At 64.7% G+C, this 18687-nt stretch carries 19 protein-coding genes; 12 read left to right on the top strand and 7 right to left on the bottom strand.

Translation table 11 applies throughout. The features are described 5' to 3' along the window. Positions 1-6: 6 nt before the first annotated feature. Positions 7-855 carry a methyltransferase domain-containing protein gene (locus NLM27_RS35010; protein WP_254147603.1) on the bottom strand — a complete coding sequence of 283 codons (849 nt, stop codon included), beginning with the start codon at positions 853-855 and terminating at the stop codon, positions 7-9. Between the two features lie 228 nt (positions 856-1083). Between NLM27_RS35010 and NLM27_RS35005 the strand changes: the two genes are divergently transcribed. The 5 genes from NLM27_RS35005 (at position 1084) to NLM27_RS34985 (ending at position 4349) form a co-directional block, all read left to right on the top strand. Next, a complete protein-coding gene (locus NLM27_RS35005; RefSeq protein WP_254147602.1) occupies positions 1084-1893 on the top strand; it encodes a ComF family protein in 810 nt (269 codons plus the stop codon). 35 nt (positions 1894-1928) lie between these two features. Further along, positions 1929-2204: a glutaredoxin 3 gene (grxC, locus tag NLM27_RS35000; RefSeq protein WP_254147601.1), complete on the top strand. Its 276-nt coding sequence runs from the start codon at positions 1929-1931 to the stop codon at positions 2202-2204. Continuing rightward, positions 2201-3079 (top strand): carbon-nitrogen hydrolase family protein, encoded by an 879-nt coding sequence (locus NLM27_RS34995; RefSeq protein WP_254147600.1) that lies wholly within the window; start codon positions 2201-2203, stop codon positions 3077-3079. Before grxC ends, NLM27_RS34995 begins: the two co-directional genes overlap by 4 nt. After that, positions 3076-3561, top strand: a complete 486-nt coding sequence (locus NLM27_RS34990) for a DUF1178 family protein (RefSeq protein WP_254147599.1) — start codon at positions 3076-3078, stop codon at positions 3559-3561. Before NLM27_RS34995 ends, NLM27_RS34990 begins: the two co-directional genes overlap by 4 nt. 110 nt (positions 3562-3671) lie before the next feature. Then, positions 3672-4349 carry a tetratricopeptide repeat protein gene (locus NLM27_RS34985; protein WP_254147598.1) on the top strand — a complete coding sequence of 226 codons (678 nt, stop codon included), beginning with the start codon at positions 3672-3674 and terminating at the stop codon, positions 4347-4349. Here the strand turns inward: NLM27_RS34985 and NLM27_RS34980 are convergent. The 4 genes from NLM27_RS34980 to NLM27_RS34965 all read right to left on the bottom strand — a co-directional run bounded on the left by NLM27_RS34980 (position 4332) and on the right by NLM27_RS34965 (position 7145). Beyond that, on the bottom strand, positions 4332-5231 hold the full coding sequence (locus tag NLM27_RS34980) for an EamA family transporter (protein ID WP_254147597.1): 900 nt from the start codon (positions 5229-5231) through the stop codon (positions 4332-4334). The two genes, NLM27_RS34985 and NLM27_RS34980, sit on opposite strands and share 18 nt — an antisense overlap. Positions 5232-5502: 271 nt before the next feature. Then, on the bottom strand, positions 5503-5784 hold the full coding sequence (locus NLM27_RS34975) for a GIY-YIG nuclease family protein (protein ID WP_254147596.1): 282 nt from the start codon (positions 5782-5784) through the stop codon (positions 5503-5505). Between the two features lie 111 nt (positions 5785-5895). Continuing rightward, on the bottom strand, positions 5896-6663 hold the full coding sequence (gene ubiG, locus NLM27_RS34970) for a bifunctional 2-polyprenyl-6-hydroxyphenol methylase/3-demethylubiquinol 3-O-methyltransferase UbiG (protein ID WP_254147595.1): 768 nt from the start codon (positions 6661-6663) through the stop codon (positions 5896-5898). A gap of 14 nt (positions 6664-6677) precedes the next feature. Continuing rightward, entirely contained in the window at positions 6678-7145 is a 468-nt protein-coding gene (locus NLM27_RS34965; protein WP_254147594.1) for a PH domain-containing protein, read from the bottom strand. A gap of 153 nt (positions 7146-7298) precedes the next feature. On the opposite strand from NLM27_RS34965, the gene NLM27_RS34960 reads away from it, so the two are divergent. The 3 genes from NLM27_RS34960 (at position 7299) to prfA (ending at position 12340) form a co-directional block, all read left to right on the top strand. Further along, positions 7299-8555: an aspartate kinase gene (locus NLM27_RS34960; RefSeq protein ID WP_254147593.1), complete on the top strand. Its 1257-nt coding sequence runs from the start codon at positions 7299-7301 to the stop codon at positions 8553-8555. A gap of 375 nt (positions 8556-8930) precedes the next feature. Next, positions 8931-11198 carry a phosphoenolpyruvate--protein phosphotransferase gene (ptsP, locus tag NLM27_RS34955; protein ID WP_254147592.1) on the top strand — a complete coding sequence of 756 codons (2268 nt, stop codon included), beginning with the start codon at positions 8931-8933 and terminating at the stop codon, positions 11196-11198. Positions 11199-11254: 56 nt separating this feature from the next. Further along, positions 11255-12340: a peptide chain release factor 1 gene (gene prfA, locus NLM27_RS34950; RefSeq protein WP_254147591.1), complete on the top strand. Its 1086-nt coding sequence runs from the start codon at positions 11255-11257 to the stop codon at positions 12338-12340. A gap of 12 nt (positions 12341-12352) precedes the next feature. Here the strand turns inward: prfA and NLM27_RS34945 are convergent, their stop codons facing one another. Then, positions 12353-12829 (bottom strand): MarR family winged helix-turn-helix transcriptional regulator, encoded by a 477-nt coding sequence (locus tag NLM27_RS34945; RefSeq protein ID WP_254147590.1) that lies wholly within the window; start codon positions 12827-12829, stop codon positions 12353-12355. Positions 12830-12956: 127 nt separating this feature from the next. Beyond that, positions 12957-13556 (bottom strand): hypothetical protein, encoded by a 600-nt coding sequence (locus NLM27_RS34940; RefSeq protein WP_254147589.1) that lies wholly within the window; start codon positions 13554-13556, stop codon positions 12957-12959. A 267-nt stretch (positions 13557-13823) separates the two neighbouring features. Here NLM27_RS34940 and NLM27_RS34935 point away from each other — a divergent pair, with 267 nt between their 5' ends. From NLM27_RS34935 to NLM27_RS34920, 4 genes are all read left to right on the top strand, one after another. Next, positions 13824-15155: a substrate-binding protein gene (locus tag NLM27_RS34935; protein ID WP_254147588.1), complete on the top strand. Its 1332-nt coding sequence runs from the start codon at positions 13824-13826 to the stop codon at positions 15153-15155. A 98-nt stretch (positions 15156-15253) separates the two neighbouring features. After that, complete coding sequence (locus tag NLM27_RS34930; RefSeq protein WP_254147587.1) at positions 15254-16129, top strand: branched-chain amino acid ABC transporter permease; 876 nt, start codon at positions 15254-15256, stop codon at positions 16127-16129. Between the two features lie 11 nt (positions 16130-16140). Beyond that, positions 16141-17988 (top strand): ATP-binding cassette domain-containing protein, encoded by a 1848-nt coding sequence (locus NLM27_RS34925; RefSeq protein ID WP_254147586.1) that lies wholly within the window; start codon positions 16141-16143, stop codon positions 17986-17988. Then, on the top strand, positions 17985-18683 hold the full coding sequence (locus tag NLM27_RS34920) for an ABC transporter ATP-binding protein (RefSeq protein WP_254147585.1): 699 nt from the start codon (positions 17985-17987) through the stop codon (positions 18681-18683). Before NLM27_RS34925 ends, NLM27_RS34920 begins: the two co-directional genes overlap by 4 nt. Positions 18684-18687: the final 4 nt, after the last annotated feature.

Raw genomic sequence — 18687 nt, 5'->3', positions numbered from 1 at the left:
GAGAGCTTACGTCTTCCCCGCCTTCTTCACCGCCTCCGCCAGGCTTGCCTTGGCCGACCCCGGCTTGAGCGGCTGCTGCTGGCTCGCATGCGGGGCCCAGCCGGACAGCCAGACGATGTCGAACGTCGCGCGGATGCGACCGTCGGCGTCGGCAAAGCGCTCAGTGTAGATTTCGGCCATGCGCAGCAGCGTCGTGCGACGCGTCGGCGCGCGCCGCCGCTCGATCAGCACATTCGCCGCCCCCATGCGGCGGAGATCTTGCATCAGCGCAAACGCATTGGCGTAGCGCACGACGACGCGGTCGACGTCGGTGACCGGCAATGCAAAGCCTGCTCGCTGCAACAACGCACCGATGTCGCGCAAGTCTGCGAACGGCGCGACGCGCGGCGAAGCGCCGCCCTCACATTCGGCCTCGGCCGCGGCAAAAGCCTGCCGCAACTCGGTCAGGCTGTCGCCCCCGATCATCGCGGCGAGCAGCAGCCCGTCCGGCTTCAGCGCGCGGCGGATTTGCGCGAGCACGCCCGGCAGATCGTTGACGAATTGCAGCGCCAGCGCCGAGACGACGAGATCGAGGCTTTCCGGCGCGAAAGGCAGCTTCTCCTCGCCGGCCGCGCCCGACGCGATGTGCTCGATGGAGGGAAGCCGCGTGCGCAGCCCGGCGAGCCCTTCACCCGGCGTCCAGAGATCAGCCGGTGCGTGAAACTCGCGCATCACGGCAGCCAGTCGATCGGACATGTCCTCGGCGACCCGGTGGAGCAGAAAGGTCACCGCCCCTTGCCTCTGCGCGCGCTGCTGCCGCGCATGCAGCAAGGCGCGATCGAACAAAGCGGGCGGAGTTTGCGGGGTCTGAGCCATGGCGCTGGTTACGCCGATCGTGCTGGCTATTGCAATCTCCTCTCTCGTGTCCCGGACGCGCCGCAGCGCTCTTGCGCTGCTGCGCAGAGCCGGGACCCAAAAGCAGCACAGCAGGATGCGGTGAGATGGGCCCCGGCGCTGCAGCGCACCGCAGAAGTGGCGCTGCGCTGCGTCGGGGGCACGAGAGTGCTGCTTGAGCAGATTGTCGCGGAACGCTAGCCTCCCCGCATGGAAGCCAAAACCGCTCCCACCCGCTCCATCGCCGCACCACTGCGTGCCGTGTGGACGGCTGGCCGCCAGGTGCTGACGCGCGCAGCGCGGCTCGCCCTCGACATCGCGCTGCCGACGCAGTGCGTGTCCTGCCGCGAGCCGGTCGATGGCGAGGGCGTTTGCGCCTCCTGCTGGGCGCGGCTGTCATTCATCGAGCGGCCCTATTGCCCGCGGCTCGGCATTCCCTTCGTTTATGATCCCGGCCCCGACATGCTGTCGATGGAGGCGATCGCGAGCCCGCCGGCTTACCAGCGGGCACGCGCGGCGGTGCGATATGACGACGTCGCGCGCACGCTGGTGCATGCGTTGAAATATCAGGACCGCACCGATCTAGCGCCGGCCATGGGCCGCTGGATGGCGCGCGCAGGCGACGAACTGCTGACCGGGGCCGACATGCTGGTGCCCGTTCCCCTGCATTGGCGGCGGGCCTGGCGCCGCCGCTACAACCAATCGGGTGCGCTGGCACGTGTCATCGAGCGGCAGAGCGGGGTCAAGGTGCGGGGCGAGCTGCTCCGCCGGATGCGCGCCACCGAGCAGCAGATCGGCCTGTCCAGGGCCCAGCGCGCCACCAATGTGCAGGGCGCCTTCCAGGTATCCCCCGACCGCCAGGCCGAGATTCAGGGCCGCCGCATCGTCCTGGTCGACGATGTCCTGACATCGGGGGCGACGTTGGACGCCTGTGCGCGGGCCCTGCTGCGCGCGAGGGCGGCCCAGGTCGACGTGCTGGTCTTTGCCCGGGTTGTCGAGAGCGGGCCCCGTCCCATATAATTCAATGAATTCATGATAAGAAAGCGCTGGACGCCATGACTGCTGCCGTCGAGATCTACACCAGGCCGGGCTGCGGCTATTGTTCCGCAGCGAGGTCGCTGTTGACCCGCAAGAAGGCGACCTTCACGGAGTTCGACATCGCCAAGAACCCGTCCTGGCGGCAGGAGATGTACGACCGCGCCGGCCAAGGCTCGACCTTCCCACAGATCTGGATCGGCGGAACCCACGTCGGCGGCTGCGACGAGCTCTATGCGCTCGACCGCGAAGGCAGGCTCGACGGCATGCTCGACAGCGTCAAGGCCGTGTCATGAGCGAGAATCGCACATTTACTGCCGCCATGGTGCAGATGCGCACCGGCCTGATGCCCGAGCCGAGCCTGGCGCAGGCCGCCAAGCTGATCCGGCAGGCTGCGGCGAACGGCGCCGACTACGTGCAGACCCCCGAGGTCAGCAACATGATGCAGTTGAACCGCAAGGCGCTGTTCGAGCATCTCCAGAGCGAAGAGGACGACACCTCGCTGAAGGCGTATCAGGCCCTTGCAGTGGAACTCGGAATCCACATCCATGTCGGCTCGCTGGCGCTGCGCTTCTCGGCCGAAAAGGCGGTCAACCGCTCCTTCCTGATCGGGCCCGAGGGTAACGTGCTCGCGAGCTACGACAAGATCCACATGTTCGACATCGAGCTGCCGGACGGCGAGAGCTATCGCGAATCCGCCAATTACCAGCCGGGCGAGATGGCCGTGATCTCCGACCTGCCCTGGGGCCGCGTCGGTCTGACGATCTGCTACGATGTCCGTTTCCCTGCGCTCTACCGCGCGCTGGCCGAGAGCGGCGCATACTTCATCACCGTGCCCTCGGCTTTCACCCGCAAGACCGGGGAAGCGCACTGGCATGTGCTGCTGCGTTCGCGCGCGATCGAGACCGGCTGCTTCATCTTCGCCGCGGCACAAGCCGGCCTGCACGAGAACAAGCGCGAGACCTATGGCCACTCGCTCATCATCGATCCCTGGGGCGAGATCCTCGCCGAGGGCGATGTCGAGCCCGGCATCATCATGGCCAAGATCGACCCGACCAAGGTCGAGACGGCGCGCCGCGCGATTCCCTCACTCCAGCACGGCCGCCGCTTCGGTGTCGCCGATGCCAAGGCCGGGCCGGACCATCTGCACCTCGTACGGGGATCGGCATGATCCGCTACGCACTGCACTGCGACCGGAACCACGAATTCGAAAGCTGGTTTCAGAGTTCGTCGGCCTATGATTCGCAGGTCAAGCGCAAGCTCGTCACCTGCCCGATCTGCGGTTCGGCCAAGGTCGACAAGGCGATCATGGCCCCGCGCATCGTCGGCAAGAAGGGCCGCGGCCGCGCTACGCCGCCGCCGGAGCCCACCACGACGACCGCCACGCCGGAAGCTGCTCCGTCGGGACCGACCTCGCTGATGATGGCGCAGGAGCGCGAGCTGCGCGTCAAGTTGAAGGAATTGCGCGACCACATCGTCAAGAACGCCGACAATGTCGGTGAGCGCTTCGCCAACGAAGCCCGCGCCATGCATTATGGCGACAAGGAGCACCGTCCGATCTATGGCGAGGCCTCGCCCGACGAAGCGAAGTCGCTGATTGACGAGGGCATCGACGTCTCACCGCTACCGACGTTGCCGGAAGACCGGAATTGACGCCGATCGGCCGCGAAAATGTCGGCACCTCGCTCGACTTCCAACTGACCTGAACGTTTCGCTTGCCTCACTCTTCGCGCTACAGTTGAATAGCCGCAACGGAGGGGGCTTTGCTGGTCGGTCTGAGCAGGAAATCGATCTATGCTATCGTTAGCGTCTGCGTGATTGGCGCCGCGGGCCATGCCCAGGCACCGTCGCAAGAATGGCTGTGGTGCTCCGGGAAGAAATCCACGACACTTGATCGACGCATCGAATCTTGTAACAGCCTTATAGATTCACCTGACGTAGCACCCGCGAATAAATCGCTCGCATATTGCAACCGGGCAGTTGCCTACCAGGAGCTAGGTGACATGCCTCGAGCAATATCCGATCTTGAGGAATCCGTTCGTCTAGATACAGAAAAATACCCTTCTTTGATTTGCCGCGCACACCACCACTACTTTATGGGCAATACTGAACGGGCGATCGCCGGCTATAGCGAAGCCATCGCCTCCAATCCAAGGCAGCCCGAGGCGTTCGTAGCTCGCGGCGTCGTGTACAGGTCAATCAAAGAGTTCGACAGGGCGATCGCAGACTACGATGAGGCTATCAGACTCGCGCCTGATGACGCCCTGGCCTACGCCAATCGCGCCGATGCGCATTTGCAGATACAGCGCTACGACCAATCAATGAGGGACTTCAACGACGCAATTCGGCTCGACCCGAACATGACGCCTGCCTATGCAGGTCGAGCTAAGGCGCGCGCCGCTCTGGGCAGTGAACCACCCTCCTTAGACGCCCACCAGTAGCGCCACGCCGACCACGATCAGCACGATACCAAGGATCTCGCGCGACGCGATCGGCTGCTTGAGCGAGTAGTACGCCACGCCTTGCGCGAACAGCACCTCGATCAGCGCCAATGTGCGGACATTGGCCGCGGCCGTCAGCGCGAACGCCAGGAACCAGAACTGCGAGGCAAAAGCGCCCATGAAGCCCGCGAGCAGCGACGGCTTCCACAGCCCGAGGATCGATTGCAGCACCTTTGGCGCGCGCCAGAGCAGATAGATCGTCAGCACCAGCGTCTGCACGAACAGGCCGAGCACCAGCGTGAACGATGCTGAGGTCACGAAAGATACGCCCGGCACATTGATGATGGCGCCGCGAAAACCGACCGCCGACAGCGCGAATGCCGCAGCCGCAACGAGGCCGGTGATGGTCGGCTTCAATTCCGCAAAGCTCTTCTCGCCGCCCGGCCGCAGCGCGGTGATGACGACGCCGATTGTCGCGATCACGATCGCCAGCACCCTCAGCCAGGTCAGACGATCGCCGAGGAAGACGAAGCCGAAGATCGCGGTCTGGATCGCCTCGGTCTTCAGGTACGCGGTCGTCACCACGAAGGAGCGGTCGTTCATGGCGAGCAGCATCAGTCCGGTCGCGACGATCTGGCTGAGCGCTCCAAGCAGCAGCCACGGCCAGAACGCCGACGGCGGCATGCCGAGATGATCACCGGTAGCAACCAGCACCGCGCCAAGAAACAGCAGCGAGAACGGGAAGCCGAACAGGAAGCGGATATTGGTCGCGCCCCAGGTCCCCAGCGGCTTCGTCAACGACCGCTGCATCGCATTGCGCGCGACCTGGCCCAGCGCGGCAATGACGGTGAAGGGAATCCAGAGGCTGGCGATGGTGAGCATGGGGGTGGGGATGGGTGGGACTAGCTAAGGATATTGTGGTGCAACCTGCCGAGGGTGCGGCAACAGGTCAATCCGGGCAATGTCATAGGAGCGATGCTCTCGCCACAATCTCCACTGTCGTCCCTGCGAACGCAGGGACCCATAACCCCAGGGAGGCGTTTTGCGAAAGCTGCCAACCCGCGCATCTGACACTATCCGCCTCCGATAGATTCCGCGGTATGGTCCCTGCGTTCGCAGGGACGACAGTGAGGGCTTGGTACGGACCGCCGCATCAGACCAAGAGATCACTCAGATCGCGCCATTCCAGGTTCTCGCGCTCGATCAGCTCGATCTTCCAGTCGCGCTTCCAGCGTTTGAGCTGCTTTTCGCGGGCAATCGCCTCATCCGCGCGCTCGAAAGCCTCGGTGTAGACGAGGCGTTGCACGCCATAGCGCTTGACGAATTTTGAGCCCTTGCCGCTCCGATGCTCTTCCAGGCGTTTCTGAAGCGAGTTGGTGATGCCGATATAAAGTGTTCCGTGACGACCGCTGGCGAGGATGTAAACGTAATACATGCTCGGAGTCCTTATCGCGGCTAACTACCGGACCCTGTGGTTATGGGTCCCTGCGTTCGCAGGGACGACACCGACCGAGGGGAACGAGCTCGCGCCTCACTCACGACTGCCTCACACCATCCCTTCCGCCACCACCATGTAGTTCACGTCCATGTCGGAGGAGAGCGTCCATTTGTCGGCGAAGGGTGAGTAGACGACGCCGGACTGCTCGGTGATGACGAGGCGGTTATCGAGCAGATATTTTGCGAGCTCGTCGGGGGTGACGAACTTGTTCCACTCGTGGGTGCCGCGCGGCAGCCAGCGCAGCACGTATTCGGCGCCGACGATGGCGAGTGCAAAGCTCTTCCAGTTCCGGTTCAGCGTCGACACCACCATCAGGCCGTTCGGCTTCAGCATCGAGGCGCAGCGCTTCAAGAAAACGCCGACGTCGACGACGTGCTCGACCACCTCCATCGCCAGCACGATGTCGAATCGCTCGCGCGGGTCGATCTCCTCCACCGTGGTGCAGCGGTAGTCGATCGCAAGATGGCTCCTGTCGGCATGCAGCTTCGCGGCGGCGATGTTGCTGGCCGACGGATCGACGCCGATGACCTGCGCGCCGAGACGCGACAGCGGCTCGCAGAGCAGGCCGGCGCCGCAGCCGATGTCGAGCACGCGCAGGCCGCCGAGGCAGTTGAGGCTGCGCACATTGCGCTCGAACTTGCGGCAGGCGGCGTCGCGGATGTAGCCGAGGCGCAGCGGATTGATCCGGTGCAGCGGCGCCATCTTGCCCTTGGGGTCCCACCACTCCGCCGAGAGTTTTGAGAATTTCGCGATCTCGGCGGCGTCAACGGTCGAGCCCGGCGGGACAGTGACGGAAGTGTTTTGCTGCATGCTCATGGTTAGGCGCGGTCCTACCGCGTGGTGATCGAACTACGGAAGGCGAGCGGAGAGGCGATGGTTCGAATGGTCTCGCGGCCTTCGCCGACGCCGTTGATGGTCACGTCGCCGTAGTTGAGAATACGTCCAAGAATCGTCTGATTGACATCCACACTTTCGACCTTGTCGAGCGCCATTTCAAAGGTGCGGCGCTTGATGAATCCGGTCTTGTGCACAACTCTGAGGTTGGTGACGTCGGTCTCGGTGGTGAAGCGATGGAACCAGCCCTTGAGGGTCCAATACAGGGCCGGCAGGGCCACGAGACCGGCGGCTCCAAGGCAAAGCAGGACGAGCCCGTCGGCGGTAACCTGCCGCGACAGGATGAACAGGGCCAGCGCCACGATCCAGGCCACGATGGCCGGAAAATAGAAGATCCAGTGCGCATTGGTCGAATACAGCACCCGCTCGCCCGGCTGCAGGATCTCGTCGATATAACGCGCCATGATCTCGGTTGACCCACTACCCCCGCACCCTGCCCCCGCAGGAACCCGCTTGCCCCCGGCCCCGTCGCTCTGTATACGCGCGATCGGTATCCGCGAGGCACCCGTCCGGTGCGGTCACCATACTGATCCTTATGAGGGAATGCACGCGTCGTCATGAGCCGCCTCGTGATGAAATTCGGCGGCACGTCCGTCGCCAACATCGAACGTATCCGCAACGTCGCGCGCCATGTGAAGCGTGAGGTCGACGCCGGCCATGAAGTGGCCGTGGTCGTCTCGGCGATGTCCGGCAAGACCAACGAGTTGGTGGCCTGGTGCACCGAGGCCTCGCCCATGCACGACGCGCGCGAATACGACGCCGTGGTCGCCTCCGGCGAGCAGGTGACATCAGGCCTGCTTGCGATCGTGCTCCAGGGCATGGGCATCCAGGCCCGCTCCTGGCAGGGTTGGCAGATTCCGATCAAGACCAGCGACGCCCATGCCTCGGCCCGGATCGAGGACATCGATGGCAGCGAGATCATCAAGCGCTTCAGGGAGCGCAAGGAGGTCGCGGTCATCGCTGGCTTCCAGGGCATCAATCCTGAGACAAACCGCATCACCACGCTCGGGCGTGGCGGCTCGGATACCTCGGCCGTGGCCGTCGCCGCCGCCGTCAAGGCGGACCGCTGCGACATCTACACCGATGTCGACGGTGTCTACACGACCGATCCGCGAATCGTGCCGAAGGCACGCCGGCTCGACAAGATTGCTTTCGAAGACATGCTGGAACTCGCGTCCCAGGGCGCAAAGGTGCTCCAGGTCCGCTCGGTGGAACTCGGCATGGTCCACAACATGCCTATCTTCGTCCGCTCGAGCTTCGACAAGCCCGAGGATATCGACCCGCATGCCAACCAGCCGCCCGGCACGCTGATCTGCAGCGAGGAGGAGATCATGGAAAGCCACGTCGTCACCGGTATCGCCTTCTCCAAGGACGAGGCCCAGATCTCGGTGCGCCAGATCGAGGACAAGCCGGGCGTGGCAGCCTCGATCTTCGGCCCGCTGGCGGAGGCCAACATTAACGTCGACATGATCGTTCAGAACGTTTCGGAAGACGGCAAGACCACCGACCTCACCTTCACGGTGCCCGCCGCCGACTACACCCGTGCCAAGGACACGATTACCGCCGCCAAGGCCAAGATCGGCTATATCAGGCTCGATACCGCCACCGACGTCGCCAAGATCTCGGTGATCGGTAGCGGCATGCGCAGCCATGCCGGCGTCGCCGCCCAGGCGTTCTCGGCTCTCGCCGGACGGAATATCAACATCCGGGCTATTACAACCTCCGAGATCAAATTCTCGGTTTTGATCGACACCGCCTATACCGAGCTTGCGGTGCGCACCCTGCACACGCTCTACGGCCTCGATCAGACCTGAATCGCGGCCCGTCGTCGCGCTTCAGGATTGTTGTTTGAGCATGGTCTTTCCGGAAAACCGCTTCGCACTTTTCCGGACCATGCTTGGACGAATATTCTCTTAGCGGTCGCAGCAAACACGAAGCTGTCCACACATTCGCGTTTGGCAGGCGTTTTGCTTGGCAAAACAAGCCCCAATTCGCTATAGGGCGGACAGGGTGGGCTGCCATAAACTGTGCCCCAGTTGAGGCGGTGCCGATTCGGCACAAGCGTCAAATCTGAAGAAGATTTGGGCTTGGGCCGGCGCCGGACGAGCAAGCTTGTTGTTTTTCTGGATTTCTGGGCGAGCCGCCGACGGCCCCTTTCGGGCCCGGCAGACGAAGGAGATTGACGGTTCATGCGGAGCGCGTCGGGAGGTCCCCGCGTCTTGTTGAGACGGCTCCGCGAAACCATGGCGGAGCAGGTCTCGGCCCAGGAGCGGCTGGACAAGATCGTGGTGCTGATCGCCGCCAACATGGTGGCCGAGGTGTGCTCGGTCTATGTGCTGCGCATCGACAACACGCTGGAACTCTACGCCACCGAGGGTCTCAACCGCGAGGCCGTGCACCACACCGTGCTCAGCGCCCATGAGGGCCTGGTCGGCCTCGTCGCCAGCGAGGCGACACCGCTCAATCTGAGCGACGCGCAGAGCCACCCGGCCTTCTCGTTCCGCCCCGAGACCGGCGAAGAAATCTACCACTCCTTCCTCGGCGTGCCGGTTCTGCGGGCCGGCAACACCCTCGGCGTGCTGGTGGTGCAGAACCGCGCCAAGCGCAACTATGTCGAGGAGGAGCTCGAGGCACTCCAGACCACCGCCATGGTGCTGGCGGAGCTGATCGCCTCCGGCGAACTGTCCGCGCTGGCCCAGCCGGGCCAGGAGCCTGCCGCGCGCCATTCCGCGCAGAAGGTCGGCGCCATCCTGTCGGAAGGTATCGCGCTCGGCCATGTCGTGCTGCACGAGCCGCGCGTCGTCATCAAGGACTACATCGCCGAGGACCTGCCGAAGGAAATCAAGCGGCTCGACACCGCGCTCGCCAAGCTGCGCGCCGATCTCGACCGCATGCTGGAGCGCGGCGACGTCGCCGAGGGCGGCGAACACCGCGAGGTGCTGGAAGCCTACCGCATGTTCGCCAACGACCAGGGCTGGTCGCACAAGCTGCACGAGGCTGTCGCCACCGGCCTCACGGCGGAAGCCGCCGTCGAGCGCGTGCAATCCGACACCCGCGCGCGCATGCTGCGCTCCACCGACCCCTATCTGCGCGACCGCCTGCATGACCTCGAGGACCTCGGCTACCGCCTGATGCGGCAGCTGGTCGGCCAGGACCACGCGCCCTCACGTGAACAGCTGCCCGACAACGCCATCGTCATCGCCCGCGCAATGGGCCCGGCGGCGCTGCTCGACTACGACCGCAAGCGCCTGCGCGGCATCGTGCTGGAGGAAGGCACGGCCAATTCCCACGTTTCGATCGTCGCACGCGCGCTCGGAATCCCTGCGGTGGGCGAGGTACCGAACGCGCCCGGTATCGCCGATCCCGGCGACGCCATCATCGTAGACGGCACCTCCGGCTCGATCTACGTGCGGCCCTCGCAGGAAATCGAGGCAGCCTTCGCCGAGCGCGTGCGCTTCCGCGCCCGCCGCCAGGCGCAATATCTGGCGCTGCGCGACCGCCCCTGCGTCACCAGGGACGGCCAGAAGGTCGAGCTGATGATCAACGCAGGTCTCGCCATCGACCTGCCGCATATCGAGGACACCGGCAGCGCCGGTATCGGCCTGTTCCGCACCGAGCTGCAATTCATGGTCGGCCAGAGCCTGCCGCGCACCAGTGATCAGCTCGCACTCTATCGCACCGTGCTGGACGCCGCGGGCACCAAGCCGGTCACCTTCCGCACGCTCGATATCGGCGGCGACAAGGCGCTGCCCTACATGGAAGCCGTAATCGAGGAAAATCCGGCGCTCGGCTGGCGCGCGATCCGGCTCGGGCTCGATCGTCCGGGCCTGCTGCGCGGTCAGATCCGCGCGCTGCTGCGCGCCGGCGGCGGCCGCGCGCTGCGTATCATGTTCCCGATGATCTCGGAGGTCGCCGAATTCGATTCGGCGAAGGCGCTGGTCGAGCGCGAGCTGACTTATCTGCGCCAGCACGGCCACACGCTGCCTGAAAGAATCGACATAGGCACCATGGTCGAGGTGCCGGCGCTGCTCTATCAGCTCGACGAACTCCTCAGGAAGGTCGACTTCATCTCGGTCGGCTCCAACGATCTGTTCCAGTTCCTGTTCGCGGTCGATCGCGGCAACGCGAAAGTCTCCGAGCGCTTCGACACGATGTCGGCGCCGATCCTGCGCGCGTTGCGCGACATCGCACGCAAGTCCCATACGGCGAAGAAGTCGCTCTCGCTGTGCGGCGAAATGGCCTCCAAGCCGATCGGCGCGCTGGCGCTGATCGCGCTGGGTTATCGCTCGCTGTCGCTCTCGGCGACCGCCCTCGGCCCGGTCAAGGCGATGGTGCTCGACCTCGACGCCAAGAAGGCCGAGGCGATGCTCGGCCCGTTGCTGGACGCGCCCGCGGGCAGCGTCGCGATCCGGCAGAAGCTGACGGAATTTGCCGAGGCCGAAGGCCTGGCGTTGTAGCGGGCCTGTCGCCGCTCCCGCCGCCTCGCCTCCTTCCGCCATTTGAGACTGAACCGATGTCGTCACTCCCCGAAGCCAAACTGGACGTCCTGCTCGCGCATCACGCCTCCCTCGAGGCCGAATCGCTCGGACAGCTCGCCTCCGAGCGTTACGTGCAGATCACGCGCGAGCTCGCCGAGATCACGCCGTTGATCGAGGCGGTGAAGACTTATCGTTCTGCGGTCAAAGAGCTTGCCGACACCGAGGCGCTGATCGCCGATCCCGCGACCGATGCCGAGATGCGCGGCATGGCGGAAGCCGAGCGCGACGAGCTCACGTCCAGGATCGAGGAACTGGTCCAGAAGATCCGCGTCGCGCTGCTGCCCAAGGACGCCATGGACGACCGCAACGTGATGCTGGAAATCCGCGCCGGCACCGGCGGCGACGAGGCCTCGCTGTTCGCCGGCGACCTGTTCCGGATGTATGAGCGCTTTGCGAGCCTTCAGGGCTGGAAGGTCGAGGTGATCTCGGCCAGCGAAGGCACCGTCGGCGGATACAAGGAAATCATCGCCGAGGTGCAGGGCCGCGGCGCATTCTCCAAGCTGAAGTTCGAGTCCGGCGTGCACCGCGTGCAGCGTGTGCCCGACACCGAGACGCAGGGGCGCATCCACACCTCGGCGGCCACGGTCGCCGTGCTGCCGGAGGTCGAGGACGTCGACGTCGACATCAAGAACGATGATCTGCGTATCGAGACCATGCGCGCGCAAGGAGCGGGCGGCCAGCACGTCAACAAGACGGAATCGGCGATCCGCATCACCCACATCCCGACCGGCATCGTGGTGATGATGCAGGACAGCCGCTCGCAGCACAAGAACCGCGCCTCCGCCATGAACATCCTGCGCTCGCGCATCTACGACGCCGAACGCCAGCGCGTCGATGCCGCCCGCTCGGCCGAGCGCAAGGAGAAGGTCGGCTCCGGCGACCGCAGCGAGCGCATCCGCACCTATAATTTCCCGCAAGGGCGCGTCACCGACCATCGCATCAATCTGACGCTCTACAAGCTGCCGCAGGTAATCGCAGGGGAAGCGCTCGGTGAATTGATCGACGCGCTGACCACCGAGCATCAGGCCGCACAGCTCGCCGCGCAGGGCGCGGCTGCCTAATCCGAGCGCCGCTCAGGCCCCGCCGGAGTGCCGGAACGACCTCAACAGGCGGCTCAAGGCCGGGCTTGCGGCGCGGCGGAGTTCTTCCAAATTCTTCTGCGACAGCGCACGGAGCTTCTTCTCGCCCTTCGTCGTCAGCTTCAGATGAACGCGTCTGGCATCCTCGGGGTCCGCGACCTTGATGATCAAGCCGAGCTTGGTCATGCGATTGAGCAACTCGACCGCCGAGTGATGCCGGATCAGGAGAAATCGCGCGATATCGCCCACTGTCGCCGGCTGCGGATGGACGAAGCCCTTGATGCCGAGCAGCGCCTGGTGTTGTTGCGCGGTCAATCCTTGCGCTTGCGCGGCCGCTTCGCTGAATGCCAGAAAGCTCCGGATCTGATAGCGGAATTGCGCAAGTGCCGCGTAGTCGGCCTCGCCCATCGCACCATCCCTTGCAGGCACAGCGCGCGCCGGACGCGTCGTCTTCCGCTTCGATTCAGCCATTTCCTGCCTTCGCCGTCGAACCCCGCCGGAGAAGCAGGCGAGTGCTTGCGGAGCCTAGCAAAAAAGGCCGGACGGAACCAACCGACGGCCGCCGCGGATGCACAAATATCGGCGCCTTGCGAGCGGCCTAGTCGAAGCTGGAGAGCAGGATCTTCACCAGAATGACCTGAAACGCGATCGGGATGCGGACGCTCTTGCGCCTGATCGAGCGCTGGAGCGCGCCGGCGATCTCGGCGCTGGTGAGGCTGCCGGTCGACGCGTTGGTGATCAGCTCCGCCCACATCTGCGACAGCGAGCCGCCAGGCGGGATCACCGGTTTGATGGTCACGCCGCAGCCTTGCGCCCAGTCGACGATCTCCCGCATGGTGTGCGGACCGCAATTGCGCGCGGTCGCGAGGCGCTCGGCCGTCAATACACGCAGTAGCTCGCGCGATGGCGACCAATTCCCTTTCGGCGGCTGCTCGCCGGTGAGGTCGACCGCGAGCTCCTTGAGGACATTCTGGGCGCGCACGCTGAGCCGCTTCATCGGGCCGGGGGCACGCTTCGCCTGAACGGAGCCGACGGCGGGTCCGCGCCGTCCGGCAGGCCGGGCCCGCGGATCGGGCATGCGGGTGGCTTCGCCGGACTGCGGCATGCCGCGCTGGTCGTTGCCCTCAGCCGCCGGCCGCGGCGCCTCCTGCCGCTCCGCCTCCTGCGGCCAGGATCGTCGCTTCCGGGCATCTGACACTCTCGTCCGCTGCGCCATGTCTCTTGCCGAACCCGCCAGCCTCGTACTCACAAAGACTAATATATATCGTGATGCGATATGTTTTCACGTGATAATTTTGGTCGTTCGACCAAAGGCGAAATTGACAGAAGGCGTTCACAAGCAATGCTTGCGTCCGAGAGCTACACGAGGATGTGACGTGCCCGGCGCGGGCAGGCCGCAAGGCCGGTTGCCGCCGGACAGGTCGTGCTTTGCCTGCAAGAAGAACGATGTTCGGAGGAAACGATCATGACTGACAATCTCATCCGCCGCGGCCTTTCGCGCCGTGGCCTGCTCCAGACCACCGCAGGTCTGATCGGCGGCTCGATGCTACCGGCGATGCCGGCATTCGCCGAGGACAAGCCGATCGGCTCCTATCCCGCTGGCGTCTCGGGTTCCACCGCCTTCATCGGCATCTCGGTGCCGCGCACCGGCACCTATGCTGTGCAGGGCGAAGACGAACTCAAGGGCTATCAGCTTGCGATCGAACACATCAACAGCGGCCACGACCTGATCAAGAAGATCTCGCCGAAGACCAGCAAGGGCGTGCTCGGCAAGGAGCTGAAGTTCGGCGTCGCGGATTCCGCGGCCAAACCCAACGAAGCGGTGCAGGCGCAGCAGCGCTTCATCAGCGAGAACAAGGCGATCATGATCACCGGCGGCACATCGAGCGCCGTTGCGGTCGCACTCAACAAGCTCGCCCAGCGCGAGCACGTGCTGTTCGTGTGCGGCATCTCAGGCTCGAACGACACCACCGGCAAGGATTGTGTCCGCTACGGCTTCCGCCAGAACTTCTTCGGCCAGACCGCCGCAGCTGCCATCGGACCTGTCATGGTGAAGGAGTTCGGCAAGAACAAGAAGGCCGCCTACCTCACGCCCGACTACACCTATGGCCACACCGTCACCAAGTCGATGCAGGACTTCCTGGCGACCGCGGGCTGGACCACCGTGACCAACCAGGTCGCGCCACTCGGCGCACCCGACTACTCGTCATATCTGCTCAACGTCGCCAATTCCGGCGCCGACGTGCTCATCAACGTCAACTGGGGCCACGACGCGGTGCTCTCGACCCAGCAGGCCAAGCAGTTCGGCGTGCTCGACAAGATGAAGCTGGTCGTCCCGTACCAGGTGCCTTTCATCGCGCGTGAGACCGGCGGCCTGATGCAGGGCGTCTACGCCGCCACCGATTACTGGTGGACGATCGAGGACAAGTTTCCGCTGGCCAAGATGTTCAACGAGGCGTTCGAGAAGAAGTATGGCTACAAGCCGGAATGGGGCGCGGAGAACGCCTATGTCAGCTTCGCGCACTGGGCCCGCATGTGCGAGCAGGCCGGCAGCTTCAATCCGCCCGACGTGATCAAGGCCTACGAGAAGGGGGAGACGATTCCCTCCCTGGTCGGCGACGTGCATTACCGCCCCGAGGACCATCAGTGCGTCCGCCCGGTGATCATCGTCAAGGGCAAGCAGCAGAAGGACATGAAGAACAAGGAAGACTGGTACGACGTCGTCGAGATCGTCCCGGGTGAAGGCCTGATGCAGAAGCCGGACGCGTTCGGATGCCGTCCCGGCGACTACAGCTGAGCCCGCGATAACCCCGTGACGCCGCAGGTCGCTGCCTGCTCCTGCGGCGTCACCATTTTTTGACGCGCCCGTCGCGCGTCACAACGGCGATCCTTTGCATGATTAGTTGGCCCAATCTCGTTTCGCAGCTTTTCAACGGGCTCGCGCTCGGCGCCCTGCTCGCGCTGATCAGCTCCGGCCTGACCATCATCTACGGTACGCTCGGCGTGCTCAATCTCGCGCATGGCGCGATGTTCATGATCGGCGGCTATGCCGGCTTCGTCACCTACCAGTACACGGAATCGTTCGTCCTCGCCGTGATCGCGGGCTCCCTGTTCGTGATGCTGCTCGGCGTCGCGATGGAACGCGTCATCATCCGTCATTTCTATCATCGCCCGCACGAGGATCAGCTGCTCGTGACCTTCGGGCTCGGCATCTGTTTCGTCGAGCTCGTGCGCCTGATCTTCTCGAGCCAGTCGCAGCTGGTACCGCCGCCGGCGCTGTTCCAGGGCATCACCAATCTCGGCTTCATGTTCTACCCGACCTACCGCCTCGCCGTGGTCGGCATCGTCGCGGTCGCCCTCGGTGCGCTGTTCATCATCCTCTACCGGACCCGGCTCGGCATGATCGTGCGCGCCGGCATCGAGGATTCGGTGATGGTCGATTCGCTCGGCATCAACGTCTACCGCGTCTTCATGATCGTGTTCGGCATCGGCGCAATGGCCGCGGGCTTTGCCGGCATCGTCAACGCGCCGGTGGTGTCGCTGACCCCCGGCATCGGCGACGACATCCTGGTCCAGACCTTCGTGGTGGTGGTGATCGGCGGCGTCGGCTCGTTCCCCGGCGCCATCCTGGGCGGCCTGATCGCCGGCGAGATCATCAGCGTCACCTCCATGTTCAACCCCGGCTACGCCTATGTGATGCTGTTTGCGGCAATGACGCTCGTGCTCGTGGTGCGACCGCATGGCCTGCTCGGCGTCCAGGGCCGCGAGTAAGTGATTTCCCGATGCTCAAGCAACGTCCGTTCCTGATCGAGACCCTGACCGCGATCGGCTTGATCGCTGCTCCCTTCGTGCTGCCGCATCTCGGCTTCGCGCCGAACACCGTGAACCGGATCCTGGTCTGGGGCTTGTTCGGGCTCGGCTTCGACATCCTGTTCGGCTTCACCGGCCTGTTGTCGTTCGGCCAATCCGCCTTCTACGGCACCGGTGGCTTCGTCGCCGCGTACCTCTTGACCCGTGCCGGCTTCGGCAACGTGCTGGGCGCGCTGATCATCGGCATGATCGCGGCGGCTGCGACCGGCTACCTCGTCGGCCTGATCGCGCTGCGCCGAACCGGCATCTACTTCGCCATGATCACCGTGGCGATCGCGCAGGTGTTCTTCTTCGTCGAGTTCAATCCGCTCTCGGATTTCACCGGCGGCGAGAACGGTCTGCCGGGCGTGCCGACGCCGAGCTTCAATCTCGGCTTCACCACCCTCCACTTCACCAATGGCTGGTCGCTCTATCAGTTCATCGCACTGTGCTACCTGGTCGGCGTCATCATCGCACTCAGAATCGTTCGCTCGCCGGTCGGCGCCATTTTCAGTGCGATCCGGGACAATCCGCTGCGCGCCACCGCGGTAGGCCACAACATCCACGGCTACAAGCTGACCGCCTTCGTGATCGCTGCGGCCTATGCGGGCTTCGCCGGCGGCCTGCTCGGCGTACTCCAGGCCTTCATGCCGCCCGATGCCTTCACCTTCGACACCTCCGGTCAGCTCGTGATGCAGACCGCCATCGGCGGCAGAGGCACCTTGTTCGGACCGCTGGTCGGCGCAGCGGTCTGGCTCTTCCTGCAGGACTTTCTGCAAGCCGCGCTCGGCTTGGGCGCGGCCTGGAAGCTCGTGCTCGGCATCGTATTCGTGCTGCTGGTCTGCTTCCTGCGCGGCGGCATCATCGGCGGTCTGGCGGACGTCTATCGCCTCGCCTCCGGCAAACGTCGGCGGATGGATGCGGAGACGGAGCAGGAGGCCGCAGACGCCGAGACCACGCAGCAACCCGCACCCGCGCCGATGCAGGCCAAGGAAGTCGAGCATCCCGCCTATTCCGGCCCGATCCTGAAAGCCACCGGCCTCACCAAGCGTTATGGCGGCCTCGCCGCCAACAGCGACATCGACTTCAGCGTCAATCAGGGTGAGCTGCGCGGCATCATCGGCCCCAACGGGGCCGGTAAATCGACCTTCTTCAAGATGCTGACCTGTGAGATCGCCCCGACCTCCGGCCAGATCGTGTTCGAGGGCCGCGACATCACGGGATTGAAGGTCACCGACGTCTGCCAGCTCGGGCTCACCAAGAGCTACCAGGTTAACCAACTCTTCACTGGCCTCACGGTGCGGCAGAACCTGACGATCGCGGCGCTCGCCGAGCTGCGCGGAAAGTTCCGGCTCGACCTGTTTCGCAAGCTCTCGAGCGTGAAGGGCCTCACCGAGCAGGTGGAGCATACGCTCGCTCTGGTCAACCTGACCCGCCGCGCCGACACGCCGGTCTCCGAGCTCGCCTATGGCGAGAAGCGCAGGCTGGAGATCGGGCTTGCACTGGCGACCTCGCCGCGCCTGCTGCTGCTCGACGAACCGCTCGCCGGCATGAGCCCACGCGAGCGCGTCGAGACCGTCAAGTTGCTCAAATCGATCGCGCGCGGACGCACCATGATCATCATCGACCACGACATGGATTCGCTGTTCGAGCTGGTAGAGCGCGTGACGGTGCTTCAGGAGGGCAAGGTGCTGCTCGACGGCACGCCGGAGGAAATCAGGACCAACGCCGCGGTGCAGGAAGCCTATCTCGGCGGCGTGCATGGGGAGATTGCCGCATGAGCCTGATCGAGGTCGACGGCCTGAACAGCTATTATGGCGACTCCCACATCCTGTTCGACATCGCCATGCGCGTCGAACGTCACGAGGTGGTGGCGCTGCTCGGCCGCAACGGCGCCGGCAAGAGCACGACGCTGAAGAGCCTGATGGGCGTCGTGGCGCCGCGCAGCGGCAGCGTGAAGTTCGACGGCATCGACATCGCCGGGCGCAGGAGCCACAAAATCGCGCAAGCGGGCATGCAGCTCGTGCACGAAGAGCGCCGCATCTTCGGCAGCCTGTCGGTGGAGGAGAACATCGTCCTCGCGGGCATCACCGCACCGAAGCGATGGCCGCTCGGCCGCGTCTACGAGATGTTTCCGCGGCTGAAGGAACGGCGCAACAACCGCGGCACCGAGCTCTCCGGCGGCGAGCAGCAGATGCTGGCGATCGCGCGGGCCCTGGTGCGCGATCCTAAGATCGTCCTGCTGGACGAGCCGTTCGAGGGGCTCGCGCCCGTGATCGTCCACGATCTCGTCAAGGCCTGCCGCGAGCTCGCGGCCGCAGGCCAGACCATTGTGCTGGTCGAACAGAATCTGGCGGCGACGCTGGCGCTGGCGACACGGATCTACATCATCAACAACGGCCACATCGTGCACGAGGGGCCGGCGCGGGAGCTCAAGGCCCAGCCGGAGCTGCTCCAGCGCTATCTCGGCGTCTAGTGCA

Origin of the sequence: Bradyrhizobium sp. CCGB12, from assembly GCF_024199845.1 — a bacterium.
GTDB lineage: Bacteria > Pseudomonadota > Alphaproteobacteria > Rhizobiales > Xanthobacteraceae > Bradyrhizobium.
The sequence above is the reverse complement of the archived record's forward strand: the minus strand, read 5'-3'. Positions and strand labels throughout refer to the sequence as shown.